21 protein-coding genes are annotated in these 22741 nt (G+C 70.1%); 6 read left to right on the plus strand and 15 right to left on the minus strand.

The window, feature by feature from the left end:
* Positions 1 to 8: 8 nt before the first annotated feature.
* The 13 genes from I2W78_RS06145 to I2W78_RS06205 all read right to left on the minus strand — a co-directional run bounded on the left by I2W78_RS06145 (position 9) and on the right by I2W78_RS06205 (position 12193).
* Positions 9 to 782, minus strand: a complete 774-nt coding sequence (locus I2W78_RS06145) for an ABC transporter permease (RefSeq protein ID WP_196457649.1) — start codon at positions 780 to 782, stop codon at positions 9 to 11.
* Positions 783 to 784: 2 nt separating this feature from the next.
* Positions 785 to 1711 carry an ABC transporter ATP-binding protein gene (locus tag I2W78_RS06150; protein WP_196457650.1) on the minus strand — a complete coding sequence of 309 codons (927 nt, stop codon included), beginning with the start codon at positions 1709 to 1711 and terminating at the stop codon, positions 785 to 787.
* Positions 1712 to 1906: 195 nt separating this feature from the next.
* On the minus strand, positions 1907 to 3217 hold the full coding sequence (locus tag I2W78_RS06155; protein WP_196457651.1) for a glycosyltransferase family 4 protein: 1311 nt from the start codon (positions 3215 to 3217) through the stop codon (positions 1907 to 1909).
* Positions 3210 to 4127: an aminoacyl--tRNA ligase-related protein gene (locus I2W78_RS06160; protein ID WP_196457653.1), complete on the minus strand. Its 918-nt coding sequence runs from the start codon at positions 4125 to 4127 to the stop codon at positions 3210 to 3212. The genes I2W78_RS06155 and I2W78_RS06160 overlap by 8 nt, the downstream gene beginning before the upstream one ends.
* On the minus strand, positions 4124 to 4732 hold the full coding sequence (locus tag I2W78_RS06165; RefSeq protein ID WP_196457655.1) for a D-glycero-alpha-D-manno-heptose-1,7-bisphosphate 7-phosphatase: 609 nt from the start codon (positions 4730 to 4732) through the stop codon (positions 4124 to 4126). The genes I2W78_RS06160 and I2W78_RS06165 overlap by 4 nt, the downstream gene beginning before the upstream one ends.
* A complete protein-coding gene (locus I2W78_RS06170; protein ID WP_196457657.1) occupies positions 4720 to 6024 on the minus strand; it encodes a UDP-glucose/GDP-mannose dehydrogenase family protein in 1305 nt (434 codons plus the stop codon). Before I2W78_RS06170 ends, I2W78_RS06165 begins: the two co-directional genes overlap by 13 nt.
* Positions 6017 to 6976: an NAD-dependent epimerase/dehydratase family protein gene (locus I2W78_RS06175; RefSeq protein WP_196457659.1), complete on the minus strand. Its 960-nt coding sequence runs from the start codon at positions 6974 to 6976 to the stop codon at positions 6017 to 6019. Before I2W78_RS06175 ends, I2W78_RS06170 begins: the two co-directional genes overlap by 8 nt.
* The gene (locus tag I2W78_RS06180) at positions 6973 to 7581 is read right to left on the minus strand and encodes an SIS domain-containing protein (protein WP_196457661.1); all 609 of its coding nucleotides are present in this window, start codon (positions 7579 to 7581) and stop codon (positions 6973 to 6975) included. The genes I2W78_RS06175 and I2W78_RS06180 overlap by 4 nt, the downstream gene beginning before the upstream one ends.
* Positions 7578 to 8582 carry a Gfo/Idh/MocA family protein gene (locus I2W78_RS06185; RefSeq protein WP_196457663.1) on the minus strand — a complete coding sequence of 335 codons (1005 nt, stop codon included), beginning with the start codon at positions 8580 to 8582 and terminating at the stop codon, positions 7578 to 7580. Before I2W78_RS06185 ends, I2W78_RS06180 begins: the two co-directional genes overlap by 4 nt.
* The gene (locus tag I2W78_RS06190) at positions 8567 to 9568 is read right to left on the minus strand and encodes a GHMP family kinase ATP-binding protein (RefSeq protein WP_196457665.1); all 1002 of its coding nucleotides are present in this window, start codon (positions 9566 to 9568) and stop codon (positions 8567 to 8569) included. The genes I2W78_RS06185 and I2W78_RS06190 overlap by 16 nt, the downstream gene beginning before the upstream one ends.
* Before the next feature lie 26 nt (positions 9569 to 9594).
* Positions 9595 to 10377, minus strand: coding sequence for an NTP transferase domain-containing protein (locus tag I2W78_RS06195; protein ID WP_196457666.1), 783 nt, complete (start codon positions 10375 to 10377; stop codon positions 9595 to 9597).
* Positions 10374 to 11540 carry a DegT/DnrJ/EryC1/StrS family aminotransferase gene (locus I2W78_RS06200; RefSeq protein ID WP_196457668.1) on the minus strand — a complete coding sequence of 389 codons (1167 nt, stop codon included), beginning with the start codon at positions 11538 to 11540 and terminating at the stop codon, positions 10374 to 10376. The genes I2W78_RS06195 and I2W78_RS06200 overlap by 4 nt, the downstream gene beginning before the upstream one ends.
* Positions 11537 to 12193 (minus strand): transaldolase family protein, encoded by a 657-nt coding sequence (locus I2W78_RS06205; RefSeq protein WP_196457670.1) that lies wholly within the window; start codon positions 12191 to 12193, stop codon positions 11537 to 11539. Before I2W78_RS06205 ends, I2W78_RS06200 begins: the two co-directional genes overlap by 4 nt.
* 198 nt (positions 12194 to 12391) lie before the next feature.
* Here I2W78_RS06205 and I2W78_RS06210 point away from each other — a divergent pair, with 198 nt between their 5' ends.
* A complete protein-coding gene (locus I2W78_RS06210; RefSeq protein ID WP_196457672.1) occupies positions 12392 to 12880 on the plus strand; it encodes a nucleotidyltransferase domain-containing protein in 489 nt (162 codons plus the stop codon).
* Between the two features lie 158 nt (positions 12881 to 13038).
* Complete coding sequence (locus I2W78_RS06215; protein WP_196457674.1) at positions 13039 to 14583, plus strand: fused MFS/spermidine synthase; 1545 nt, start codon at positions 13039 to 13041, stop codon at positions 14581 to 14583.
* A gap of 15 nt (positions 14584 to 14598) precedes the next feature.
* On the opposite strand, the gene I2W78_RS06220 is transcribed toward I2W78_RS06215, so the two are convergent.
* Positions 14599 to 15669, minus strand: coding sequence for an NAD(+)/NADH kinase (locus I2W78_RS06220; RefSeq protein ID WP_196457676.1), 1071 nt, complete (start codon positions 15667 to 15669; stop codon positions 14599 to 14601).
* 288 nt (positions 15670 to 15957) lie between these two features.
* Between I2W78_RS06220 and I2W78_RS06225 the strand changes: the two genes are divergently transcribed.
* The 3 genes from I2W78_RS06225 to I2W78_RS06235 are packed head-to-tail and all read left to right on the plus strand — an operon-like array spanning position 15958 to position 19615.
* Positions 15958 to 16416, plus strand: a complete 459-nt coding sequence (locus I2W78_RS06225; protein WP_374222640.1) for a (2Fe-2S)-binding protein — start codon at positions 15958 to 15960, stop codon at positions 16414 to 16416.
* Between the two features lie 2 nt (positions 16417 to 16418).
* Positions 16419 to 17408, plus strand: coding sequence for an FAD binding domain-containing protein (locus I2W78_RS06230; protein WP_196457678.1), 990 nt, complete (start codon positions 16419 to 16421; stop codon positions 17406 to 17408).
* Positions 17405 to 19615 carry a xanthine dehydrogenase family protein molybdopterin-binding subunit gene (locus tag I2W78_RS06235; protein ID WP_196457679.1) on the plus strand — a complete coding sequence of 737 codons (2211 nt, stop codon included), beginning with the start codon at positions 17405 to 17407 and terminating at the stop codon, positions 19613 to 19615. The genes I2W78_RS06230 and I2W78_RS06235 overlap by 4 nt, the downstream gene beginning before the upstream one ends.
* Positions 19616 to 19618: 3 nt before the next feature.
* On the opposite strand, the gene I2W78_RS06240 is transcribed toward I2W78_RS06235, so the two are convergent.
* Positions 19619 to 21136, minus strand: a complete 1518-nt coding sequence (locus tag I2W78_RS06240; RefSeq protein ID WP_307783939.1) for an IucA/IucC family protein — start codon at positions 21134 to 21136, stop codon at positions 19619 to 19621.
* Between the two features lie 267 nt (positions 21137 to 21403).
* Between I2W78_RS06240 and I2W78_RS06245 the strand changes: the two genes are divergently transcribed.
* Positions 21404 to 22741 carry an IucA/IucC family protein gene (locus I2W78_RS06245; RefSeq protein WP_374222641.1) on the plus strand — a complete coding sequence of 446 codons (1338 nt, stop codon included), beginning with the start codon at positions 21404 to 21406 and terminating at the stop codon, positions 22739 to 22741.

The raw sequence follows: 22741 nt of genomic DNA on the forward strand, positions 1-22741 counted from the left end.
AAACCCTCCTAGTCCGAGAGGCGTCGAGAGAAGGCGCGGCAGGCGAGAGCGAGCCCGGCGACGGCCCAGGCAGCCAGACAGAGCAGGTCGACGACCGCTTCCAGGGCGGTGCCGGAACCGAGCAGCAGCATGCGGGACAGGTCGGCGGCGTGCGCCAGGGGCAGGGCCAGGACAACGGCATGGAGGAGGGCCGGCAGGACGTCGAGCGGGAAGTAGACGCCGCTGAACATGGCCATGGGAACGATGCCGATACGGAAGAGGACGTCGAACATCCCGGCGCTCCGCACGGTGGCACTGAACGCCATGACCGGAGCGGCGATCGAGACGGCGAACAGTGGCAGAAGCGGGACGACTGCCAGTGCGGTCCACCGGTGTCCGACGCCGAAGAACTCGATGACGATCAGGAAGCTGAGTCCGCCGAGGGTCGCGCGCCCGACGACCGCGGCCAGATGCCCCATCAGGATGTCCGCGGGCCTGACCGGTGTCAGTCGCATGGCGTGGTAGATACGGCTCCACTCGAAGCCACCGAAGACTGCCCAGGCGGACTCCGCGGCGCCGATCTGGACAACAGATGTGGCCAGAAGTCCGGCACCGACGAAGGAGAAGTAGGAGACGCCGAGTTCGGGCTGGTCACCGACGTACCGGCCCACCGACCAGCCTATGCCGGTGAGCAGGCACAGTGGCAGCAGGAACGAGTTGAACACCGAGTCGAGCCAGGTACGGCGGTAGCTGGTGAACAGGTGCGCGGTGACGGCGACAGCTCGGGAATCGAACAAGGCCACGGTCAGTCCACCAGCGTTCGGCCGGTCAGGTGCAGGAAGACGTCTTCGAGTCCTCCCCGGCGGACCAGAACGCTCCGGACTTCGATGCCGTTCCGATGGATGGCTGACGCCGCAGCCTCACCGTCGTCGGCGTAGATCAGCGCTCGGTCGGGCAGCATCTCGACGCGCAGTCCCAGTCGGTTCAGCTCGTCCATGGGTGCGTCGGCCTGTCGAAGGCGCAGTTCGACTACCTCTTTGGTGCAGTGCTGAGCGATCAGCCCGCTGGGTGTACCGGTCGCGACGACCCGGCCCCTGTCGACGACGACAAGCCAGTCGCACAGCTGCTCCGCCTCATCCATGTAGTGCGTGGTGAGTATCTGCGTGATGCCACGTCGGCGAAGCTGGTCCAGTCGCTCCCAGAGGAGATGACGGGCCTGGGGGTCGAGCCCGGTGGTGGGCTCGTCCAGGAGGATCAGCTCCGGATCGTTGATCATGGCGCGGGCGATGCTCAAACGCCGCTTCATGCCGCCGGACAGCGCATCGACGCGATGTCCGGCCCGGTCCTCGAGACGGACGAACGCCAGCAGTTCGGCGGCACGTGTGGCCGCTGTCGCACGCGGGATCCTGAAGTAGCGCGCGAAGACGGTCAGGTTCTGCAGCAGACTCAGTTCGGGGTCGAGTGTGTCCTGTTGGGGACAGACCCCGATCCTCGCGCGTATCGCAGGTCCGTTGGCGATCGCGTCCATGTCGAATATGCGTAGCGTGCCCTCCGTCGGCTTGGAGATACAGCTGATCATGCGCATCGTCGAGGACTTTCCGGCCCCGTTCGGTCCGAGCAGGCCGAAGACCTGGCCCGGCCGGACCTCGAACTCGACGCCATCCAGGGCGGTGAAGTCCCCATAGCGCTTCACCAGGGCGTTGGCGTGGACGAGCGGTTCCTGGGCCGGCATGTGTCGTAGTTCCTTCCACTGTCTTCGTGGGTGTGGGCTGCGGCCTGTGCTGATGCCGTCCCGTGCGGGTTCGACACGGAACAGAGGTGCTTGCGGCCGGTGGGCCGGAGGGGGTGCCGGCCAGGCAGACGGACCCCCGCGGCCCAGGTGCCATCGATCTCGGACCGGCGACGAGACACGTCCGCACTTCGGTTCTCATGCCGGCGCTCCGCTGCGCGGAGGAGCGCCGACCACCGACAGATGCCGGTCGAGCATGGCCTGGAAGGAGCGCCGCCAGTTCGTGCGGAAGTCGTGTTCCCGGCGGGCTCGCGCCAGGGCCGCCTGGCTGAGGTCCACCCTCTCCTTCGGGGTCAGCTCGGTTACGGCTGTGAGCATGGCGGTCGCGTCAGCGGTTTCCCGGCCGGCTGCCACCAGGCCGCTGACACCGGGTTCGACGAGCTCCGGGTAGACGCCAGTGGGCAGTACGGCGACGACGAGGCCCTTCCCGTTGTTCATCAGCGCGGCCTCCACGGGGGTGACGGAGGCGGCTTCCCGCTCGGACAGGAAGGCCGCGGACAGGGTTCTCGGCCATTGGCAGAGTGCGGTGAGGACTCGGTCGTCCTGACCGTGGAGGAGCACGGCCGGTGATCCGGTGTGCCGGACGTGCTCCTCCAGATCAGCGTAGGGACGTGGGTTGAGGATCACCGGGACCAGCCGGTTCCCGGCCAGGCGAGCGGCGTCGACCAGCCTGTGGAAGCCCTTCTCCGCCACCCCCCGGCCCCAACTGACGACCAGGTCCCGGTCCGTGGGGATTCCGAGCCCGCGCAGGAGTGCGGGGTCCGGCGGGCCCGGCCGGAACTTGGCGGCGTCGGTGGGCACGCCGGCACGGGCGTAGAGGGTTTTGCCGTCCGGGATGCCGTAGACCTGCTGATACTGGTGGCGCATCCAGTGCGACTCCCAGCCGATGCACACGCGGGGGTCCGATCGGGCCAGGTGTCCCATCACCGAGTCGGCGTAGGTCTCGGGCAGCTCGGCGTCGCCGTCGGGGCGTAGGACGGGGTTGTGGGTCATGTGCACATAGCTCGCCGCGAGGCCGAACTGGTCGGCGGCCCGGACGACGAAGCGTGCGGCCATGGCGAACATGCTCATCCCGGAGATGACGAGGAGGGAGTCCGCCTCGCGTCCCACCGTGAGAGCGACTTGACCGGCCGCCGAGCCGAGGGCCATGCAGTGCTCGAAGTGGTCCACCTCCCAGCTGTGGGCTCGCGGGTCGGCCAACGGGTGATAGCGCACGGCTCCGCGGTGGACATAACGGTCCAGGGCCTGGGCGAAACGCTTCTCGTCCAGCCCCGCGCAGTTGGCACGTTCGGCGACGTGCCACTCGACCTGAACCCCTCGTTCGTCGGCGATCGCGGCGACGTCGTCACGGGAATCGAGGATGTTGTGGATGTACCGGGCCACGCCGCCGTCGACCTGTCGGAAGCCTTCGTTGGTCAGGAGCAGAACCGCCAGCCGGTGGTCAGGCATCAAGCTCCTTGAGGACGGCGTCGAACCCGTGCTGGTAGAGATAGGCCACGACGAGCCGGTTCAGGCCGATGCCGCAGCACCCGCTCCACAAGTCCTGGCCTTCCGCGGTGATGTGGAAGCTCTCGGTCTGGTGGGTGCCCTCGGCAGAGCAGCCGGAGATCTCCCGGAGGTCGAACCGCTCGTCGAAGTGGTCGGCCCAGCCCGGGCGGGCCCGCTCGGGGCGGTTGCTACTGAGGGGGACCTCGATGTCCTGCACAGGCACCTCGTCGGCGGTCTCCGCGTCGTCCTGCGCCTCGACGAGGGAGGGTATTTCCATGCAGCCCTCGGCAGCCACGACCTGCCAGCTCAGTCCCCAGCCGGAGAGGAGCTCGGTCAGGGTCTGGCGCACCTGGCCGCGGGTCGCGCGGACCTGCTCTCGGGTGCCGAAGAAGACATGCTCGACGCGAAGGAACTCGCGCGCCTTGATGGGGCCGTCCAGGTCCGCGGCGTACTCGTTGCGCCAGGTCCAGCCACCGAGGGTCTCCACTATGCGCAGCGGCAGCTCGTCCAGCGACAGCTGCCGGCCGCGCATGAGGTGGTAGAGGCTGATGCACTGGACCGGGTCGAGGACCTGGTCGCCGTCCGGGCCGGCCGGCACGAGGAGTTCGGGCGCGTACTGGCTCAGCCGGAAGTCGTCCAGTGCCTGACGCGGGATCAGGCGCGGGAACAGCCACTCCTCGAAGTCATTGGCGTAGGCACGTTCGAGTATCTCGCTCTGCAGGCGTCGCAGCAGGCGGACCCAGGGGGCGCGGTAGACGTACTGGCCCTCCGCGAAGTTCTCGATCCACTTTCGGTCCAGCGCTTCGACCACGACGTCGCCGCCGTGCAGGTCGCCGAACTCGGATATGTCGAGAATGGTGCCGAGCTTCATCGGGCTGACTCCTTGGGTGAAGGGGTTCCGTTTGCGTGCCGGGCGGTTTGGGAGCGGCGGTGGCGCAGCACGGTGTGGGCGGCTTCCAGGAGATTCGAGGCGTAGTGGACTCCGGTCACCGTGCTGGCCCACGGCGGGGTGCGTGGACTGAGCAGGACCGCGGTGCACCCGGCGTTCAGACCGGCTTGCGCGTCGGTGGGACGGTCCCCGACGAGGTAACTGCCGGCGAGGTCCACCGACAGGTCGACGGCAGCCTGGCGCAGCAGAACGCTGGAGGGCTTGCGGCACCGACAGCGGTGCCGCGCGCTGTGCGAGCACACGTAGACGCCGTCGAGTCGGCCCAGTCGGCGGTGCATCCGGTCGAGCGCGGAGCGGTCGAGCAGTCCCCGGGAAAGGTCGGGCTGGTTCGTGAAGAGGGCGATCAGGGCGCCGGCCGCGCGCAGCTGAGTGAAGCACTCCTGGACGCCGGGCAGAGCGGTCCATTCCTGTGGGTGGCGCGGGGAGGTGCGCCGCCCCCTCCGTAGGACGTGGGTGTTGAGCGTGCCGTCCCGGTCGAAGAACACACACCATCCCCGGCCCCGTACGGCAGCGGTCAGCTGTTCCACAGGTCCACCGACCTCCACCCGTGCGGGGTCGGTACGCGGCTGCGGCGCTCCGCACCCGTCAGCCGCAGCAGCAGGGTGTGCCGCGGGGTGGCGCTCTCGAAGAACGCCGGGTCGGTGAAGGCCGGATGCTCCACGGTCAGCACCACGCAGTCGGCGTCGGCCACCGCCTCGGTGAACGTGGTGCAGCGGTGCACGTCCTGGAGGTCGGCGGTTTCGGCGATCGGATCGTAGGCGGTGACCCTGGCGCCCTGTGCGAGCAGTTCGTCCGCCAACCGCAGGGCCGCGGAGTCGCGGAGCGTGGACACCCCGGGTTTGTAGGTCAGACCGAGCAGGCAGACCGTCCGTTCGGCGACGCCTTCGAGGTGCTTGTCCAGGGCCGCCAGCGGTGCCAGCGCGTGGACGGCGTTGGCATGGGCCACGGCGCGGAAGAGGCCGTCACGGCCGATGGGTTCACCGTGTTCCACGAGGGCCCGCACGTCACGGTGCAAGGTGGCACCCGCGTACGGTTCTCCGGGTCGCAGCGGGGCGCCGGCGGCGACACGCTCGTCGGCGCGGACGCCATCGAGGACCGTCACCGGATCGGCGCCGAGATGACCGGCGACGGTCCCCAGGTCGTTGGCGAGGGTGATGCACAGGGCGAGATAGGCGTTGGTGCCGTGTTTCACCAGCTCCGCCTCGACGAGCCGCATGCGCAGTTCGTCGCGGGAACCGAGGCGGTCCAGCAAGTCGCGTACGGCTTCGGGCAGATGGGGAGAGTTGCACCCTACGACGGTCCGTACGGGGTGGAGGAAGTCGGTGACCGCTCGGCCCAGGCGCAGGTTCTCGGGAATGTGGATGAGGTCGGGGCTGTCGGCCGACAGGCCGGCGGTGGCGAGGGCGGCGTCACAGGTGCCCGCGCGGAGCTGACTCGCGACGACCACGGGCCCGCAGCGCCGGTGGCTCCCCAGCAGTTGGCGCAATGCGGCGACGGGCCGCCGGTCAGTGACGGTGCCGTCGGCGGCGGTTCCGGTGTCGTGGACGACGAGGCTCATGTCGGCGTGCCGCAGGACCTGAGCGACCTGCGCCTCGTCGAGCACCGGCCGCAGGGTTCCCTTCTCATGCGCGGTGGCAAGGATTCCCGCGACTTCGGGTTCGTCGCCGCAACGGCGCCCGCGGACGAGGGCGTCGAAGGCTGCCCGGTCCGGCGTTTGCAGAGCGTCGGGCCGTATGTGGACCGTGTAGCCGAGCTGTGCCAGCCCGGCGGCGGTCACCGACGCGAGGTGCCAGTCGCCGACCAGGAGGACGTCAGGCATGCTCGGCTTCGCCTATCTGGCGGCGTACCGCCTCGCGGACGGCTTCCTCGGACTCCCGCGAGCTGTGCCAGCCCATGGAGTGGGCCGTGGACAGGTCGAACTCCACCACCGGGACGTCGCCGGGCCAGCCTCGCTTGCCGCCGCCGTATTCGATCTCCGCGTCAAGACCGAGTTCTTCCAACACGATCGCGGCGATCCTGGCGACGGTGACGGTCTCGGTGGAGCCCAGGTTGGCGACGAGGATGTCGGTCTTCGCCGCGGCGGCCAGGTCGACGATGCCGCGGGCGCAGTCCTCGGCGAGGAAGTAGTTCTTGCGCTGGTGTCCGTCGCCCAGGATGTGGAGTCGGCTCGGGTCGTCGCGCAGCTTGTTGAGGAAGTCGTGGATGACTCCGTGGTTCATGCGTCCGCCGACCACGTTGCCGAAGCGGAAGATGCTCGCCCGGAAGCCGTAGAGGTGGCAGTAGGAGGAGATCAGCGCTTCGGCGCCGAGCTTGGCCGCGCCGTAGACGGAGATGGGCAGCATGGGGCCGTGGTGCTCGGCGGTAGGGCGCTGCGCGAGTTCGCCGTAGACGGTCGAGGAGGAGGAAAAGACGATCTGTCCCACGTCGGCCCGCCGCATGGCCTCAAGGACTGAGCGGGTTCCCAGGACCGACTGTTGGATGTCGACCCAGTTGTCCTCGAGGCCGACGCGCATATCGACGCTGGCGGCGAGATGGATGACCTGGTCCACGCCGTCCGACATCAGCTCGGTCAGCCGGTCGGTTTCCAGGACGTCCAGTTCGTGGAGGACGACGGTGCCGTCACGCTCGTGAGGTTCGATCCAGCTGCGGGTGGTGTTGGAGAAGTTGTCGACCACCACCACGGGTGTGCTGTCCGCGGCGACCAGGTGGTCGACGACATGGCTTCCGATGAAACCGGCGCCGCCGGTCACCAGGGTGCGAGGTCGGGTCATCGCTTTTCTCCATCGGTGAGGGCGAGGCAGAGGGCGTGCGCGACGAGAAGGTGCACGGACTCGATACCGGGCGTAGCGAGCGGCTCGCGGTCCAGCGGGACGTTGATGTGCACATCGGCCAGATCGGAGGTGGCTCCCCCGTCGAAGCCGGTCACGGCGATCACCGCGGCGCCTTGTTCGCGGGCGAAGGCGGCCAGCTCCACCAGGCCGCGTGAGACGGAGCCGTCGCGGGCGCCGCCGTGCACGGAGAAGAGCACGACGGCGTCGCGGGCGCCGGCGTGGCTGGGCAGCCATGGTTCAGCCAGGTGAGCCAGGGCCAGGCCGGGGTCGTCGTCATTGGTCCACGCCGTGTGGCAGGCGATGTTGTCCAGCAGGGCGACGGCGCGTAGATGCGGCTCGTGGGGGGTGCGGGTGAACTTGGTCAGGTCGGCGGCGAAGTGGGAGGCGGTGGAGCTGGAGCCGCCGAGCCCGGCGGTCAGGACGACACCGCGAGTGGCACGGCAGTCGGCGAGCACCCCTGCGGCCGCGGTGAGCGCCTCCGTGTCCAGGCCGGCCGTGACGGTGGCGGCTGCGTCGCGGAGGGCTGTGATGCTGGACAGACTCATGGTGTCTCCTTCGTGACGGGGGTCCAGCGGCCGGCGTGGGTGGAGCGGTAGGCGGCCTCGACGACGGCGAGGGCACGTCGGCCGGCCGGATCAGGGGGCGGCGTGGGGTCCTGTGCGGCCGTCTCCCGGAAGTGGGCCCATTCCGCGGCCCAGGACCGGTCGGCGCCACGGAACCGTGTGACGTGCGCGCCGAACGGCCCGTCGTCGCGGCGTTCGACCGTCAGGGTCTGCTCGCCGTAGGAACCGGTCAGTCCGTCGATCCGCACGGTGGCACGTTCGAAGGTGACTTCGAACAGGAAGCGGTTGTGCCACTGGCTCAGGCTGCTGCGGATCATGGCCACCTGGCCGGCGGCCGATCGCAACATGACGTGGGCGTCGTCCTCGATCCCGGTCGGCAGACCGAACGAGTGCTGGGTGTGAGCGATCACGTCGTCGATCGGCCACAGCAGGGCGTCGATGAGATCGATCAGGTGAATGCCCTGTTCCATCAGCTGCCCACCCGACACGATGCCCGGGTCAGCGCGCCATTCGTCGGAGTAGCCCTCGCGGATGCCATAGCCGTACACGCCCAGGGCTGAGAGGGTTGCGCCGTATTCGTCATCGGCCACGATCTGGGCCAGAGCACGGACAGCGGGGTGGAATCGGTGGTTGAACCCGCAGTGCAGGAGCCTTCCGTGGTCGAGTGCCGCGGCCTCCATCCGGGCCGCCTCCTCGCTGCCGCGGGCGAGTGGCTTCTCGCACAGGACGTGCTTGCCGGCGGTGAGAGCCGCGACGGTCGCCGCGAGGTGGGTGTCGGGTGGCGTCGCGACGATGACCGCGTCCAGTCCGGGCTGCGCGAGGAGTTGGTCCCAGTGGTCGAAGACGCGGGTCCTGACCGAGTGGGCACGGGTCCGTGTTTCGTTCAGTTCGGGTGCGGCGATGCCGACCAACTCGTCGTCCGCGGCCAGTGCCGAAATACGCCGCCTGCACTGTAGTCCCGCACCGATCACGCCGACGCGCATGTGTCCCCCTCGCATCGGCTGGGCTCTGCCGTCGACTGGGTGCTGTCAAGGCCCTGTTGGGAGATGCGTAAGGGGACATGTGTGAGCCCGAGGCCGTCCAGGAAGGCCCGGGCGCGATCAAGGCGAGTGGGGTCGGCCGCGATGAGCACGTGCCCCCCGCCTCCGGCGCCGATCAGTTTGAAACCGGTTATTCCGTCAGTGTCACGGGCCTGTCCGATCCGTCGGCACACGGGATGGTCGGTGGCCGGGTTGGCGGCTGTCTTTCGGGCCCAGTGCGCCCGCAGGGCCGAACCGACCACGGCGATGTCACCGCTCAGGAAGGCTTCCTCGGTGAGCGCCGCGGCGGCTGTCGCCTGACGGTGGTGCTCGGCAGTGACTTCCGGGGCCCGGGACAGGACGCGGGAGGCGTCGCGGGTGCCGGGAACCCGGTAGAGCAACAGGCCGTTGTCGATGAGCCGGGCCAGCGCGGAGCACAGGGCGGGGCTGGGGGTAGCGGTGACGGACCCGTCGGGTTCGAAGCCAAGGCGCTGCGCGCCGCCCAGTGCGGCTACCCAGGCGTCTTGCTGTCCGATCGTGCGGCCGAGGACTTCGCGTTCGAGCCGGAACGCGAGAGTAGCGGTTCTGTACGGTGGCAGAGACTGACCGCTCCAGCGAGCGAGCGCGTCGACGAGGGCGACGGAGTAGGCGCCGGAACCGCCGAGGCCCGAACCGGGCGGTACGAGGGAGCCCACGGCGATGCTCGGCAGGCTCCTCAGTCCGAGGACGACTCCCGCGGCCGCGGGATACGGATGCCGCGCGGTGTCAGCGGGCGGCAAGAGGTACTGCCAAGTGGTGTCTGACGCGTTCAGTTCGGCCAGCGCGCAGGCCGGCCGGTCGGCGACGCTGACGTGAACACGCAGCGGTAGGGCGGCCGCTACGACAGTGGTGGGGCCGTGCCGGTAGTACTCGGGTAGGTCGGTGCCTCCGCCGGCGATGCTGATGCGCATGGGAGCGGAGCTGCGAACCGTCGTCATCAGCGCTGTCTCTCGGCTCGGGAGGGCGTGGAGCACGGCCCGCTGGGAAGGTCGGCCAAGGTGGCGCAGGCGTGCCGCCAGCGATCCGGGGTGCCGATCTCGATGATCGGCTCGTCACAGATCCAGTGGGCGAGCCGACGCTGGGCGGCGAGGGCCCCGAAGAACGGACTGTCGCTGTCGCCGGGATGGGACTCCAGCGCGTCCCGGCGAAGGAACCGGACCCCGCGGTCGATGTACGGTGCGGCGGATCTCTTGTCGTAGCGGGCGACCCACGGACCGTCGACGCTGATGTTGCCCGGGTCGTGCGAGCGGCTCTCGGGGGCAACGGACATGACGGCTTGCGCCTGTTGTTGATGCAGGATGCCGCTGAGGGCTTGCCATAAGTCCCTTCTGTCGGGCGGAAGGACGTCGCCGAGGACGAGGAGGAATTGCTCGTCGAGGTGTAAGACCGCTTCGCGCAGCGCACCGACGGGACCGGCGGGAGTGGCCTCGACGAGGACCTCCACGCGAAGAAGTGCTTCGGTTCCGTCGGCTTCAGGAAGCGGATTGGATGGCGACTCTCCCTGGTGAGGCGGCCGCCACGCGCGGGCCAGCTCCTGTACGGAGTGGGCGTCGTGTCCCGCAAGGAGCAGGACCCGGTCGACAGGCGGCCGGACGGACCGATCCAGTACGTGGCTCAGGAAGGGACGACCGGCGACGGGAACCATGCACTTCTGCACGCCCCCGCTGACCGCGGCCATCCGGGTGCCGAGCCCGCCACAGAGAATGACCAGCTGGGTCATCGCACACCGGCAGCGCGCCGAAGTTCATCTGTCAGGGCCGCCATGACGGAGTCCGCATCCTCGTTCGTCATCGCCGGAAAGATCGGGAGCGACAGAAGTCTTCGGTAGGCGGCGTCGGCAACGGGAAAGGCCTGTGCTGCGGAGGGCAGTTCGGCACGGTAGTAGCTGAACTGGTGCAGCGGTCTGAAGTGGACGCTGGTTCCGATGCCGCGTTGGCGGAGCCGGTCCGCCACGCCGTCACGGTCGACGCCCTCGGGCAACTGGACGGCGTAGAGGTACCACGATGAGCTGTCCTGTGCGGTGTCGGCGAGCGGCAGCAGCAGGCCGGTCAGGGAAGCGAGACCTTTCGCGTAGCGCTCCGCGATCGCACGCCGCCGTTCGTGCAGCACGTCGCAGCGATCCAACTGGCAGCGCAGGAGCGCTGCGGCCACGTCCGGCATGTTGTATTTCATGCCGGCCGCGACGACGTCGTAGTGGGGTGACCGTCCCTCGTGATGCCGTGCGAACGCGTCGCGATCGATGCCGTGGGCGCTCAGTGTCCGGGCTCGTGCCGCCAAGTCCGCGCGATTGCAGACCAGAAGGCCGCCTTCAGCGCTGGTGAGTGGCTTCGTGACGAAGAACGAGAACGCCGTGGCGTCGGCAAGTCGGCCGGGCGTCACCCCGTCACGTTCGGCGGGCAGAGCGTGGGCCGAGTCCTCGATCAGGGCGAGGCCGTGTTCGTCGCAGAGGTGGCGTAGTGCCCGCATGTCAGCCATGCGGCCGGCAAAGTGAACGGCCATCACCGCGCGTGTGCGTCCGGTGAGGTGCCGTCGCACCTGTTCCAGGTCGATGGTGAGCCGGTGCGGCTCGACATCGACCAGCACAGGGGTGGCGCCAGTGTGCACAACCGTGGCAGCGGATGCCGTGAAGGTCGTCGTAGGCACGATGACCTCGTCGCCCGGACCCACCCCGAGCGCCAGTAATGCGAGATGCAGTGCCGCGGTACCGGAGTTGACCAGCAGGGAGTGCTCGACGCCGAGGTATCGGGTGATGCGGTTTTCGGTGTCCCGCGCGACGGAGCCCGTGCCGATCCATCCGCTGCGCAGTACCTCGGTGACGGCGGATATCTCCTCTTCGCCGATGAGGGGGGCCGCGAACGGCACCTGCGCCGGGCCCTCGGTCATGTGACGAGTCCCTTGGCATCCGTGGCGAACTGACGGGCCATTTCCACGCTGCGTGGGTGGTCGATCCACTTCTCCAGGACGGCCGGGGGCACCGTCACGATGTCGCAGGGCGTGTCGAGCGCCGCGGTGACGTCGGCGGGCTCGCGGATGCTCCCGATGACCAGGCGCGTGCCGGTGCTGGTCAAAGCGCGGCGGGCGGTCACCGCACGAACCACCTGGGCAGGGTCCTCCCCCGCGTCGCGCGTGCGGCACCAGAGAAGGCTCAGATACTCGGGCTGCAACAACAGCGCCGCGTACAGCTCGGCGCGCGAGGTACAGACGGTGACATTCACCTTGACCCCGGCGTCACGCGCCCGACGGATGAGTCCCGCCCGGCACTGTCCTGCCGAGGTCACGAACGGGATCTTCACCCGAACTCGTGGATCGAGGCCGGCTAACGCGATCGCCTGCTGATAGGCATCCGCATCCGCTTCGGACAGGACCTGGGCATGCACTTCGGCGGTTCCACTGGCAAGGATGCGCTTCACGGCCGACGACACCGACGTGGCGTCGGCCTTCGCCAAGAGGGTCGAATTGGTGGTTACGCCCTGGATGAGCCCGGTCTGTAACCAGTCGATGCAGTGCTCAGCCGTGGCTGAGTCCAAGTACAGCAAGTTATCCACCTTGTTAGGTCGGATGAGCCGACTGGATGTGCAAACTAATGACGGAAATTAGAAAATTCAAGACCGCTCTACGCATCTGCCGAACCGATCACCGCTGGGACCACGCCGCCACGTCGCGCACATGTTCTCCTTTTGTGTAGATTCGTAGGCATCTTGCAGACGGTTCGACTTGCTGGTTGGGTTGGCTCGATGAACATCGCCGATCTTTTCGACCTGCTCGACATCCTGGAGTCCGCCGACGCTCCGCACTGGGTGGCCGGCGGATGGGGAGTGGACGTCCTCGTGGGGCGTCAGACGCGGGCGCACCGAGACGTGGACCTCGCTCTGGACGCTGCGAGCGAGGCTGCGACAGTCGACGCGTTGGAAGCGTTCGGATACCGAGTGGAAACGGAACAGCGACCTACACGGGTGGAACTCGCGGCTCCCGGACAACGCTGGGTGGATCTACATCCGGTCGTCTTCGACGCTGAAGGAGTAGGGCGACAGGCCGACCTCGACGGCGACTTCTTCCTGTATCCCCACGGGGCGTTCGCCGTCGGTACGCTCCAGGGCCGGGTCATTCCGTGCCTGTCGGTATCGAAACAACTCGCCTTCCGCAGCGGATACACCCTCAGGGACGTCGACCGTCACGACATCGCGCTTCTCGAGAACCTGAGTGTCCACCAAAGTGGCCGGTGACTGCGGCGGTCGCGGACACTGCACGGCGACAACACAGGTGCTTCCAGAGGAGCCCTGGACGGTCGATGAAGATCTTGGTGAGGGCTGCCCGGCCGTCAGGCCGGGCAGCCCGTGCGGTCAGGCACCGGCGCCACGTGGCCGAGGCCAAGCATGCAAGGATGTCGCCCGTGACCGGATCGTCTTCGTCGCCTGTCGCCGAGGGCACGCCACGCGATCACGGCCTGGGCCCCCGTGCGGCCGCCGTGCTTGTGTTCGGGTCCTCGGCCGCGGTCCTGGTGGTCGAGATCGTCGCTTTGCGGCTGCTGGCCCCCTACCTCGGCCTCACTCTCGAGACCAGTACCGTCGTGATCGGCATCGCCCTCACCGCGATCGCCCTCGGCTCCTGGCTGGGCGGGCGCCTCGCCGACCAGGTCAACCCACGCCGGCTCATCGGCCCCTCGCTCGGGGTGTCGGGAGCGGTCGTGGCGCTCACCCCCGCCGTGCTGCGCAGCACCGCGGAGTGGGCGCCGGCGACGCTCTTGTTGATCGCGTCGCTGACCATCCTCGTGCCGGGCGCGCTGCTCTCCGCGGTGACGCCGATCGTGACCAAGCTGCGTCTCACCAGTCTCGCCGAGACCGGAACGGTCGTGGGCCGACTGTCCGGCGTCGGCACCGTCGGCGCCATCTTCGGCACCGTCCTCACCGGCTTCGTCCTCGTGTCGAGGTTGCCGGTCAGCGGCATCCTGATCGGCCTCGGAACGCTGCTGGTGGTCGGCTCGGCGCTGGTCGAGTGGCGAAGCCGCGGGTGGAGCGGCACCCCCGCCCTGACACTCGTGGTCGTTGCCGGCGGCCTCGCCACCACGGTCGCACCGGGTGGCTGCGACACGGAGACCAAGTACCACTGCGCACGGGTCGTCGAAGACCCCGACCGGGGCAGCGGCCGCACACTCGTGCTGGACGGCTTGCGGCACTCCTACGTCGACATCGATGACCCGACGTTCCTGAAGTTCGAGTATGTGCGCGCCATCGCGTCGGTGGTCGACGCCGCCTTTCCCGATGGTGAACCTCTTGCCGCCTACCACCTGGGCGGCGGTGGGCTCACCCTACCCCGATACCTGGCGGCCACGCGGCCCGGGACGCGCAGTCTCGTTTCCGAGATCGATGACGGGGTCGTGCGCATCAACCGAGACCGACTCGGTCTGAGACCGGCAGCCGGTGTCGACGTACGCGCCGAGGACGGCAGGCTCGGCCTGCGGCGACTGGACGCCGGCAGTCGTGACCTCGTCGTCGGCGACGCCTTCGGGGGCGTCAGCGTGCCGTGGCACCTCACCACGGTGGAAGCGATCACCGACATACGGCGGGTGCTCAACGGGGACGGCCTTTACGTCGCCAACCTCATCGATCACGGTGACATGGCCTTCGCACGTGCCGAAGTAGCCACCCTCCACGAGACTTTCGAGCACGTCGCCCTCCTCGGCGAAGGCGCCGACATCGGCCTCGACCCGACCGCCACCCCCAAGGGCGGCAATGTGGTGGTGCTGGCCTCCGACCGAACGGTCGACCTGGACGCGACCCAGGAAGCGCTGGACGCCCGGCAAACCGGCTGGAAGATCGCCACCGGCGACGACCTCACCTCCTGGACCGGCGATGCCCACGTGCTCACCGACGACTACGCACCCGTCGACCAGCTCCTCCAGCCCTACAGCCCACAGAGCGGCCGGTGACGCTCACGACGGCGGTCACAGGAGGGGCGAGGGACCGTTGGGGACCAGCAGTGCCAGATGGGCGAGGTCTCCGGGCGGCGGGGTCGTCACCGACCACAGGGGCGCGGGGGATCCGTCGGCGACCGCGGCCGGGGCGTCGGTCAGGTTCATCCGCTCCCGCAGCCGGCCGTAGAAGTCCATCGGCCCCAGCCGTACGGCCCGCAACCGCTGCGGAGCGGCATACACGCCGATCCAGTCCCCCGGGTCCAGCACGCCCCGCAATTGTCCGTCGATACTGACCGCGGCCGGTCCCGACCGTTCGAGGATCCGCAGGCCGACCGGTTCGTCGGGGGCCGTGACGACCGAGCGGTTGAACGCCATGTGCGGGGCGACCGGCGTGAAGACGAGGGCTTCGGCCCGCGGCGAGACGACGGGTCCGCCCGCGGCGAAGCTGTAGGCGGTCGAGCCGGTCGGGGTGGCCACGAGGAGCGCGTCGGCGGAGTAGGAGGCCAGAAGCCTCCCGGACACGTAGACGCCGACCGACACCTGCCGGTCCCGGGCCAGTTTCTCCAGGACGACGTCGTTGAGCGCCGTGACGTCCAGCGGGACGCCCCACTCGGCGTCGACCGCGCAGTCGGTGCGCACCTGGGGAGGCGGCAGAAGTGGCCCGCGGCCGTACCGCACCCACGCCTCCGCGCCCGCCGGCACCTCCAAGCGGCAGGAGGCCCGCAGGGCGAGCAGCATACGGCTGTCGATGCGGAGCCGGTCGTCACGCACCGCGTCCAGCGCCGTACGCACGTCGGCGGCCGGCACCTCCGTCAGAAAGCCCACTCTCCCCAGGTTCACCCCCAGGAGCAGGGCATCGTTCACCGCGGCCAGCCGGGCACCGCGCAGGAAGGTGCCGTCGCCGCCCAGGGTGACGATGAGTTCGGGGTCGCCCGCGGCCTCGACCTCCTCACGGGCGCTGCGCCGCTCGCCGTCCTGCCACACGTCGATGTCCGTGGCCCGCACGGTGTGCTCCGCGCACCATGAACGGACCACGCGGGCCGCCTCCAGAGCCTCCGCGCGTCCACCGTGCACGACCAGACCGAGTCGGCTCACTTTCATCTCTGCCTCCAGCGGGGCGGACGCGGCCGCCGGTCGCCCCACCCCCAGGATCGCCCCATCGGCTCCGTGCGTCACTGTCGGGAGGGGAACGTGAAATATCATCCATTCCGCTTAAATCGCACATCTGACACCTGGGCCATAAAATCGACTCCACGAGTCGGCTCAGGGGGCTGCCGCTCTCTGCGTCGGCGAGCCGGCCTCACGCCCCGGAATCGAGTTGCTGCCATGGACCACGCAGACACCGCGGCAATGCCGTCATCCACCCATGCTCCGCCCGAAGTGCCACACGTGGACGTCACCCTCGACGTGAACGACACCGAACACCACCTCCGACTCGACAGCCGCGTCACTCTGCTCGACGCGCTACGCGACCACCTCGGACTGACCGGCTCGAAGAAGGGCTGCGACCAGGGAGCCTGCGGAGCCTGCACGGTGCTGGTCGACGGAAAGCGCGTGGTGGCGTGCCTGGCGCCGGCCGCCCAGTACGAAGGGCGAAAGATCACCACCGTCGAAGCTCTGTCGACGAACGGTGAACTGCACCGCATGCAGGCGGCGTTCGCACGGCATGACGCGTTCCAGTGCGGTTACTGCACCCCGGGGCAGATCATGTCGGCGGTCTCCCTCATCGCCGAGGGGCGCGCGGGCTCCGACGAGGACATACGCGAGTTCATGAGCGGCAACATCTGCCGCTGCGGCGCCTACCCCAACATCCGCGCCGCGATTCGCGACGTGGTGGCGGAGGCGTGACGATGGATCCCTTCGAATATCTGCGGGCCACCGATTCCGACCGGGCCGTGGCCCTGGTCAGCGAGGATCCCGGCACGTCCTATCTCGCGGGCGGCACCACTCAGTTGGACCTGATGAAGGACGGCGTGCTGCATCCGCGTCGGCTCGTCGACATCACCCGGCTTCCGCTCGGCGGCATCACGCACACCGAATCGGCGGTGCGCGTCGGGGCACTGACGACGATGGAGGAACTCGCCGCCGACCCCGTGGTGACGGAGCGGCTGCCGTTCGTACGGGAAGCGCTTCTCCTGGGAGCCTCGACGCAGCTGCGCAACATGGCCACCATCGGCGGCAATCTGCTGCAACGCGCCCGGTGCCGCTACTTCCGGGACCCGACCGTGGCAGCCTGCAACAAGCGCCGCCCCGGATCCGGATGCGCCGCGATCACCGGCGTCCACCGGATGCACGCCGTCCTCGGCACCAGCGACCACTGCATCGCGCTGCACGCCTCGGACGTCGCCGTGCCGCTGGCCGCCCTCGACGCCGTCGTCCACATCCAGGGCGTGGACGGTCCTCGTGCCGTACCGCTGACGCGGTTCTATCTGCCGCCCGGCGACACCCCGCACATCGAGAACGTACTCCAGCACGGCGAGTTGATCACCGCGGTCGAGATCCCGCTGCTGCCACGCGAGGCGCGTTCGCACTACATCAAGGTCCGCGACCGGGCGTCGTACGAGTTCGCGCTGGTCTCGGCCGGTGTGGCGCTGACGCAGGAGGACGGTGTCATCCGGGAGGCGCGGGTGGGGCTCGGCGGAGTGGGCACTGTTCCCTGGCGGGCCTGGGACGCCGAGGACGTACTGCGTGACGCGCCCGCGAACGCGGAGACTTTTCTGGCCGCCGCCCGGGCCGCCCTCGCGGGAGCCCGTCCGCTGCCCGGCACCGCCTTCAAGATCGAACTGGCCCAGCGCACGCTGATCCGCACCCTCGAAACCGTGTCAGGAGCCGAGCCATGACCACGCTCGAAGCCGCCAGGGCCGTCGGTCGCGGCCTGGAGCGCGTGGACGCGCCCATGAAGACCACCGGCAGGGCTCCCTACCCCAACGACTTCAGCCTCCCCGGCATGGTGCACGCCTGCCTGGTGCACAGCACCATCGCCGCAGGGCGCGTCCGGGGCATCGACACCACCGCGGCGGCAACCGCGCCCGGCGTACTGGCCGTCATCACCCACCTGACCGCGCCTCGGCTGGAGCGCGGGCCGATGACGCTGCTGGGTCCGTCCCCGCCGGCCCCGCTCCAGGGCGACCGGATCCTCCACTACGGGCAGCACCTCGCCGTCGTGGTGGCCACCACCCCGGAGCAGGCACGCCACGCCGCCGCGCTGGTGCGCGTCGACTACGAGCCCGCCGAGCCGCTGCTGGACCTCCACGACCCGCGGGCGGCGGTGGCCACCGACCCCTGGGGGCTGGACTCCGACCGGGGCGACATCGACGCCGGGTTCGCCGCGGCGGACGTGGTCGTCGGCGGCACCTACACCACCGCGGACAACACCAACAACCCGCTCGGCCTGATGTCCACGGTCGCCGCCTGGAACGGCGACTCGCTCACCGTCCACGACTCCACCCAGTGGCCCCACAACGTCCGCACCACGCTCGCCGCGGTCTTCCATGTCCCCGAGAGCAACGTCCGGGTCCTCGCCCCCTACGTCGGCGGGGGCTTCGGTGCCGGGCTGCGGGTGTGGCCCCATGTGATCCTCACCGTGCTCGCCGCACGCGAGGTGGGAAAGCCGGTCAAGCTCGTACTCACCCGGCCCGAGATGTTCACCGATGTCGGTCATCGGCCCTACAGCGTCCAGCAGATCAGGATCGGGGCGACCCGGACCGGAGAGCTGACCGCCGTCGAGCACGAGGGCGTCTCCCCCGTGGCGATGGAGGACGACGACTACGAGCCCGTGTCGGCCGGCTCGTCCGTCTCCTACGCCTGCCCGAACGTCAGGACGCGGGACCGGCAGGTGCGGCTGAACATCCCGTGCCCCGGCTCCATGCGGGCGCCGGCCGAGGGACAGGGCAACTTCGCGCTGGAGTCCGCGATCGACGAACTCGCCCACGAACTCGGCATCGATCCCCTCGAACTGCGCCTGCGCAACTACGCGGAGAAGCATCCGCTGCTCGGCCTGCCCTGGTCCAGCAAGGCACTGCGGGAATGCTATCTGCGGGGCGCCGAGCGGTTCGGCTGGTCACGCCGCGATCCTCGGCCGGGGTCGATGCGCGACGGGCGCCGGCTGATCGGTTACGGACTGGCCGGGGTGTCCTATCCGCACTACCAGGTGCCGTGCCAGGCCCGTGCGTCCCTTCACCGCGACGGGTCGGCCGACGTGCGCAGCGCGGCCACCGACATCGGCACGGGCACCTACACGATCATCACGCAGCTGTCGGCCGAACTGCTGGGCCTGGATATCTCCCGCGTCCACTTCGACCTCGGCGACTCGGACATGCCCTACTCCCCGCAGGCGGGAGGTTCCGGTCTCACCGGCGCCCTGGCCAACGCCGTGCACGCCGCTTGCCGCCGCCTCGTGCGGGAGTTCCTCGACGTGGTGAAGGACGACCCGGACTCACCGCTGCGGGGAGCGACGCTCGACGACGTCTCCGTCGCCGAAGGGCGGATCCACCGCACCGGGGCCCCCGACCAGGGCGAGTCGTACACCGACATCCTGACCCGCCATGGCCTGGAGGAACTGAGCGCCGACGGCCGCAGCACACCTCCCGCCCCCGACGGGGCGGGGATGGCCACCGCCGGCGCCTTCGCGGCCAAGTTCGTCGAGGTCCGCGTCGATCCCGACCTGGGGCTGCTCCGGGTGGCCCGCGTGGTGTCGGCGGTCGACGGCGGGCGCATCCTCAACGAGAAGACCGCCGCCAGTCAGATCGTCGGCGGCACGGTGGGCGGCATCGGCCAGGCGATGTTCGAGGAGACGGCCACCGACGCCGGGACCGGACGCATCGCCAACGCCACCTTCGGGGACTACCTCGTGCCGGTCAACGCGGATGTCCCCGACATGGAGGTGATCTTCGTCGGCGGCCCGGACCGGGCAACCCCCGTCGGTACGAAGGGAGTCGGGGAGATCGGGCTGGTGGGTGTGGCGGCGGCCATCGCGAACGCCGTCCACCACGCCACGGGACGGCGCATCCGCTCCCTGCCGATCACCATCGACCAGCTCATGCTGTAGTGCTCAAGCTCCGCCGGCCAGCGGATTCGGCAGCGGCCGGTAGCGGGCGGCGGCCCCGTCCGCGCCCGTCCAGCGCAGCAGCAGGTTCGTCTTGGCGGGGAGCGTGGGCGCGGTGAGGAGGGCGGGGATCTCGGGCAGATCGTGCCGGGCCAGTTCGCGGCGGACGGCCGGCCAGGGGTCCAGCCCGGGGTGGCGTTCGGCGAGTGCTCCGGCCAGTTCGACGAGGTGGTTGACGACCAGGCAGTACACCAGCCGCTCCCACCCGGCGGCCCGCGACACGTCCGGCAGCAGCTTCACGCCCTCGGCGTCCCGGAACAGCGCCTGCATCGGTGCCCCGTCGGCGTCACAGGCGACCAGCGAGTTCTGCAGATGCGCTTCGAGTACGACGCCGTGGTCGGCGAAGGCCGTCAGGACCGGGGGCACCACCCGGCTCAGATACGTCTCCCACCAGCACGCCGGGTCCGTCAAACCGTCCAGTGGGCTGCCCTCGAAGCCCTCCACCAGCCCTGCGGCCAGGAACGGGGTCGCGCCGGGCAGGACGTGGCCGCGCACCCCGTCGCGGACCAGGACGGCGAGTTCCTCGAAGGCGAAGTCGGCGGTGCGGTAGCCCCGGTCGGCCATCCAGGCCGCCGTACCGCCCGCGAAGGCCCTGCTCACGGCGGCGTCGGTGCGGCGCAGCTTCAGCAGGTCGTGCCGCCACAGCCGGCGTACGTCGTTGGTGATGCGCACGTCGAGGCTGAACTTCAGGAACAGGTCGCGCTCCGGGGCGTACACCGTGCGGATGGCGGCCGTCGGCCAGACGGGGGCGGTGGTGGTGTCCAGCCGGATCAGGCGGCCGTCGGCGAAGGCCGGGGCGAGGTCGCGGGCGGTCAGGTCGAGCTGCCAGGGGTGGGCGGGCAGCAGCCGGTAGCCGGGCGGGGGTGTGCCGAGGGTGTCGAGCGCGGCGATGTCGCCCTCCTCGACGACGGTGTCCTCGCGCAGCCCGAGGAGGACGAGGGGGAAGCGGGCGTGCGCCTCGGGGGCGTAGGGCAGCCAGCCGGCGACCGGGCCGCCGCCGCGCGCCTTGGGGGCGGGGTGGTGGGGGTGGCCGGTGACCAGGGACTGCTCGGAGCGCAGATAGGGGTCGTCGGGCGGGGTGGCACGCGCGCGTGCGGCGAGGAGCGCGGCGACGGCGTCCCGGCTGTCGAGCATCTCGGCGGGCAGTTCGTGGTTGGACAGGCCTGTGTGGCGGCGCAGTTCCTCGGTGACGAGCTTGACGAGGTCGGTGTGGTCGAGGCGGTGCCAGCCGTGCGGTGTGTACACCTCGGGTGCGATGGGCCGCCGGCCGCCGCGCACCCGCAGCAGCCGGTCGCCGCCGGGCAGCCGGTAGACCCCCTCGCGGCCGGGCAGCGGGCGTGCCACCTCGCGCAGCAGACAGTTGAGCAGCGGCGCGGCCGCGTAGGCGTCGGCCAGATCGGCGACGTCGTCGGGTGCTGCGGCGTCGGCGCCGGCGGGTGGGGGGATGAGGTCCACGCGTTCCACTCGTTCCCTACGGTTCATATCTGCGGAGACGATCAGTATCGCGGTCGTCACCCGCCCCCGTGACCGCCCAGGTCGCGCCGTTCCGCCCCGACTCGCCCTGAGGAGCCCGACCGTGCACCGTCCCCCACCGCCGAGGCCGAGGTCGCCGACGAACTGTCCGTCGTCCGCCCGGGCCTCGCCGCGCGGTACGCGGCCGAACTGCCCGCCGCCCGGGCGGCCGTACTGACGCGCCTGTGGCGTGCGCTCACTCATGAGCCGCTCCCCTGGGTGGAGAGCCGCGTCCCCAGCGGGGACGGCGTCACCGTGCGCCTGCGTGACGGTCGTCGGCTGCACGGGCCCGCGCCGGACCCGTACGCGACCGCCGCCTACGTCACCGCCGTACAGCTGGAGGGCGTGCCGTACGACCGTCCGGCACGGCTGATGGCGGACCTCGCCGTACCGCACGGCGCGGACCTCGCCGCCGAACTCGACCACAGTGTCGCCTCACTGGCCCTGTCAAGGGCCGGACAGCCACCTCGCCAGGAAGAGTGGCCCGCGAGCGACTGGGAGTGGGAGCAGCGGGTGGTGGACGGGCATCCGTACCACCCCAACTGCCGGTCGCGGCCCGGTTTCTCGGTCGCCGAGCAGCTCGCCCAGGCGCCCGAGCACCGCCCGCTGGTGGGGCTCGGGCTGGTGCCGGTCCCGGCGGAGACGTGCCTGGTGACGGGTGCGTGGCCGGATCGGATGCGGGACGGGCGGCGGGTGCTGATCCCGGTGCATCCGTGGCAGGCGGCGCATGTGCTGAAGCGGCCGTGCGAGGAACGGCTCACCGGGCACCCGCTGATGTCCCTGCGCACCCTCGCCCTCGAAGACTCAGTACACGTCAAGACCGCGCTCAGCGCGCGCTTGACCTCGTCCGTGCGGGACATGTCGGTGCCGTCGGTCGCCGCGTCCATGGTCCTGTCGGCGTTCGCGCAGGAGCCGGCGGCACGCACGGACGGCCTGTTGCACGTCACGCGCACGCTGGGCGCGGTCACGGACGGATCGCCGGACCTGGCGGCCGTACTGCGTCAGTCGCCGCAGGAGTACGCGGGCCCGGGTGAGCGGGTGCTGCCGGTGGCCGCGCTGGCGACCACGGAACTCCCCGACTCGCCACTGTGGTTGGGCGAGTTCGCCCGGCTCGCGCTCGGTGTCGGGCTGCGGCTGCTGGAGCTGGGGGTGGCGCTGGAGGCGCACGGCCAGAACCTCCTCGTAGTGCTGTCCCCGACGGGCGCCCCGGTGCGGCTGGTCTACCGCGACCTGGCCGACATCCGGGTCAGCCCGGCCCGGCTGGCCCGGCACGGCATCCCGGTGCCGGAGCTGCCCGCCCGGATCGTCACCGACGATGTGACGACGCTGCGGCGCAAGCTGTTCGGGTCGCTGGTGGCGGGCGCGCTGGCCGGGACGGCCGGGTCGCGGCCGGCCCTGCGGGCGGCGCTGGAGACGGCCGTACGAGAGCTGCCGCGCACGCCCGACCTCGCCGCGCTGTGCGACGAACCCCTGCCCACGAAGGCGCTGACGCTGATGCGGCTGTCGCCGGGCAGGGTCGGGGATCTGTGGGCGGAGCTGCCCAATCCGCTTCGGTGA

This window comes from Streptomyces spinoverrucosus (assembly GCF_015712165.1).
Lineage (GTDB): Bacteria > Actinomycetota > Actinomycetes > Streptomycetales > Streptomycetaceae > Streptomyces > Streptomyces spinoverrucosus_A.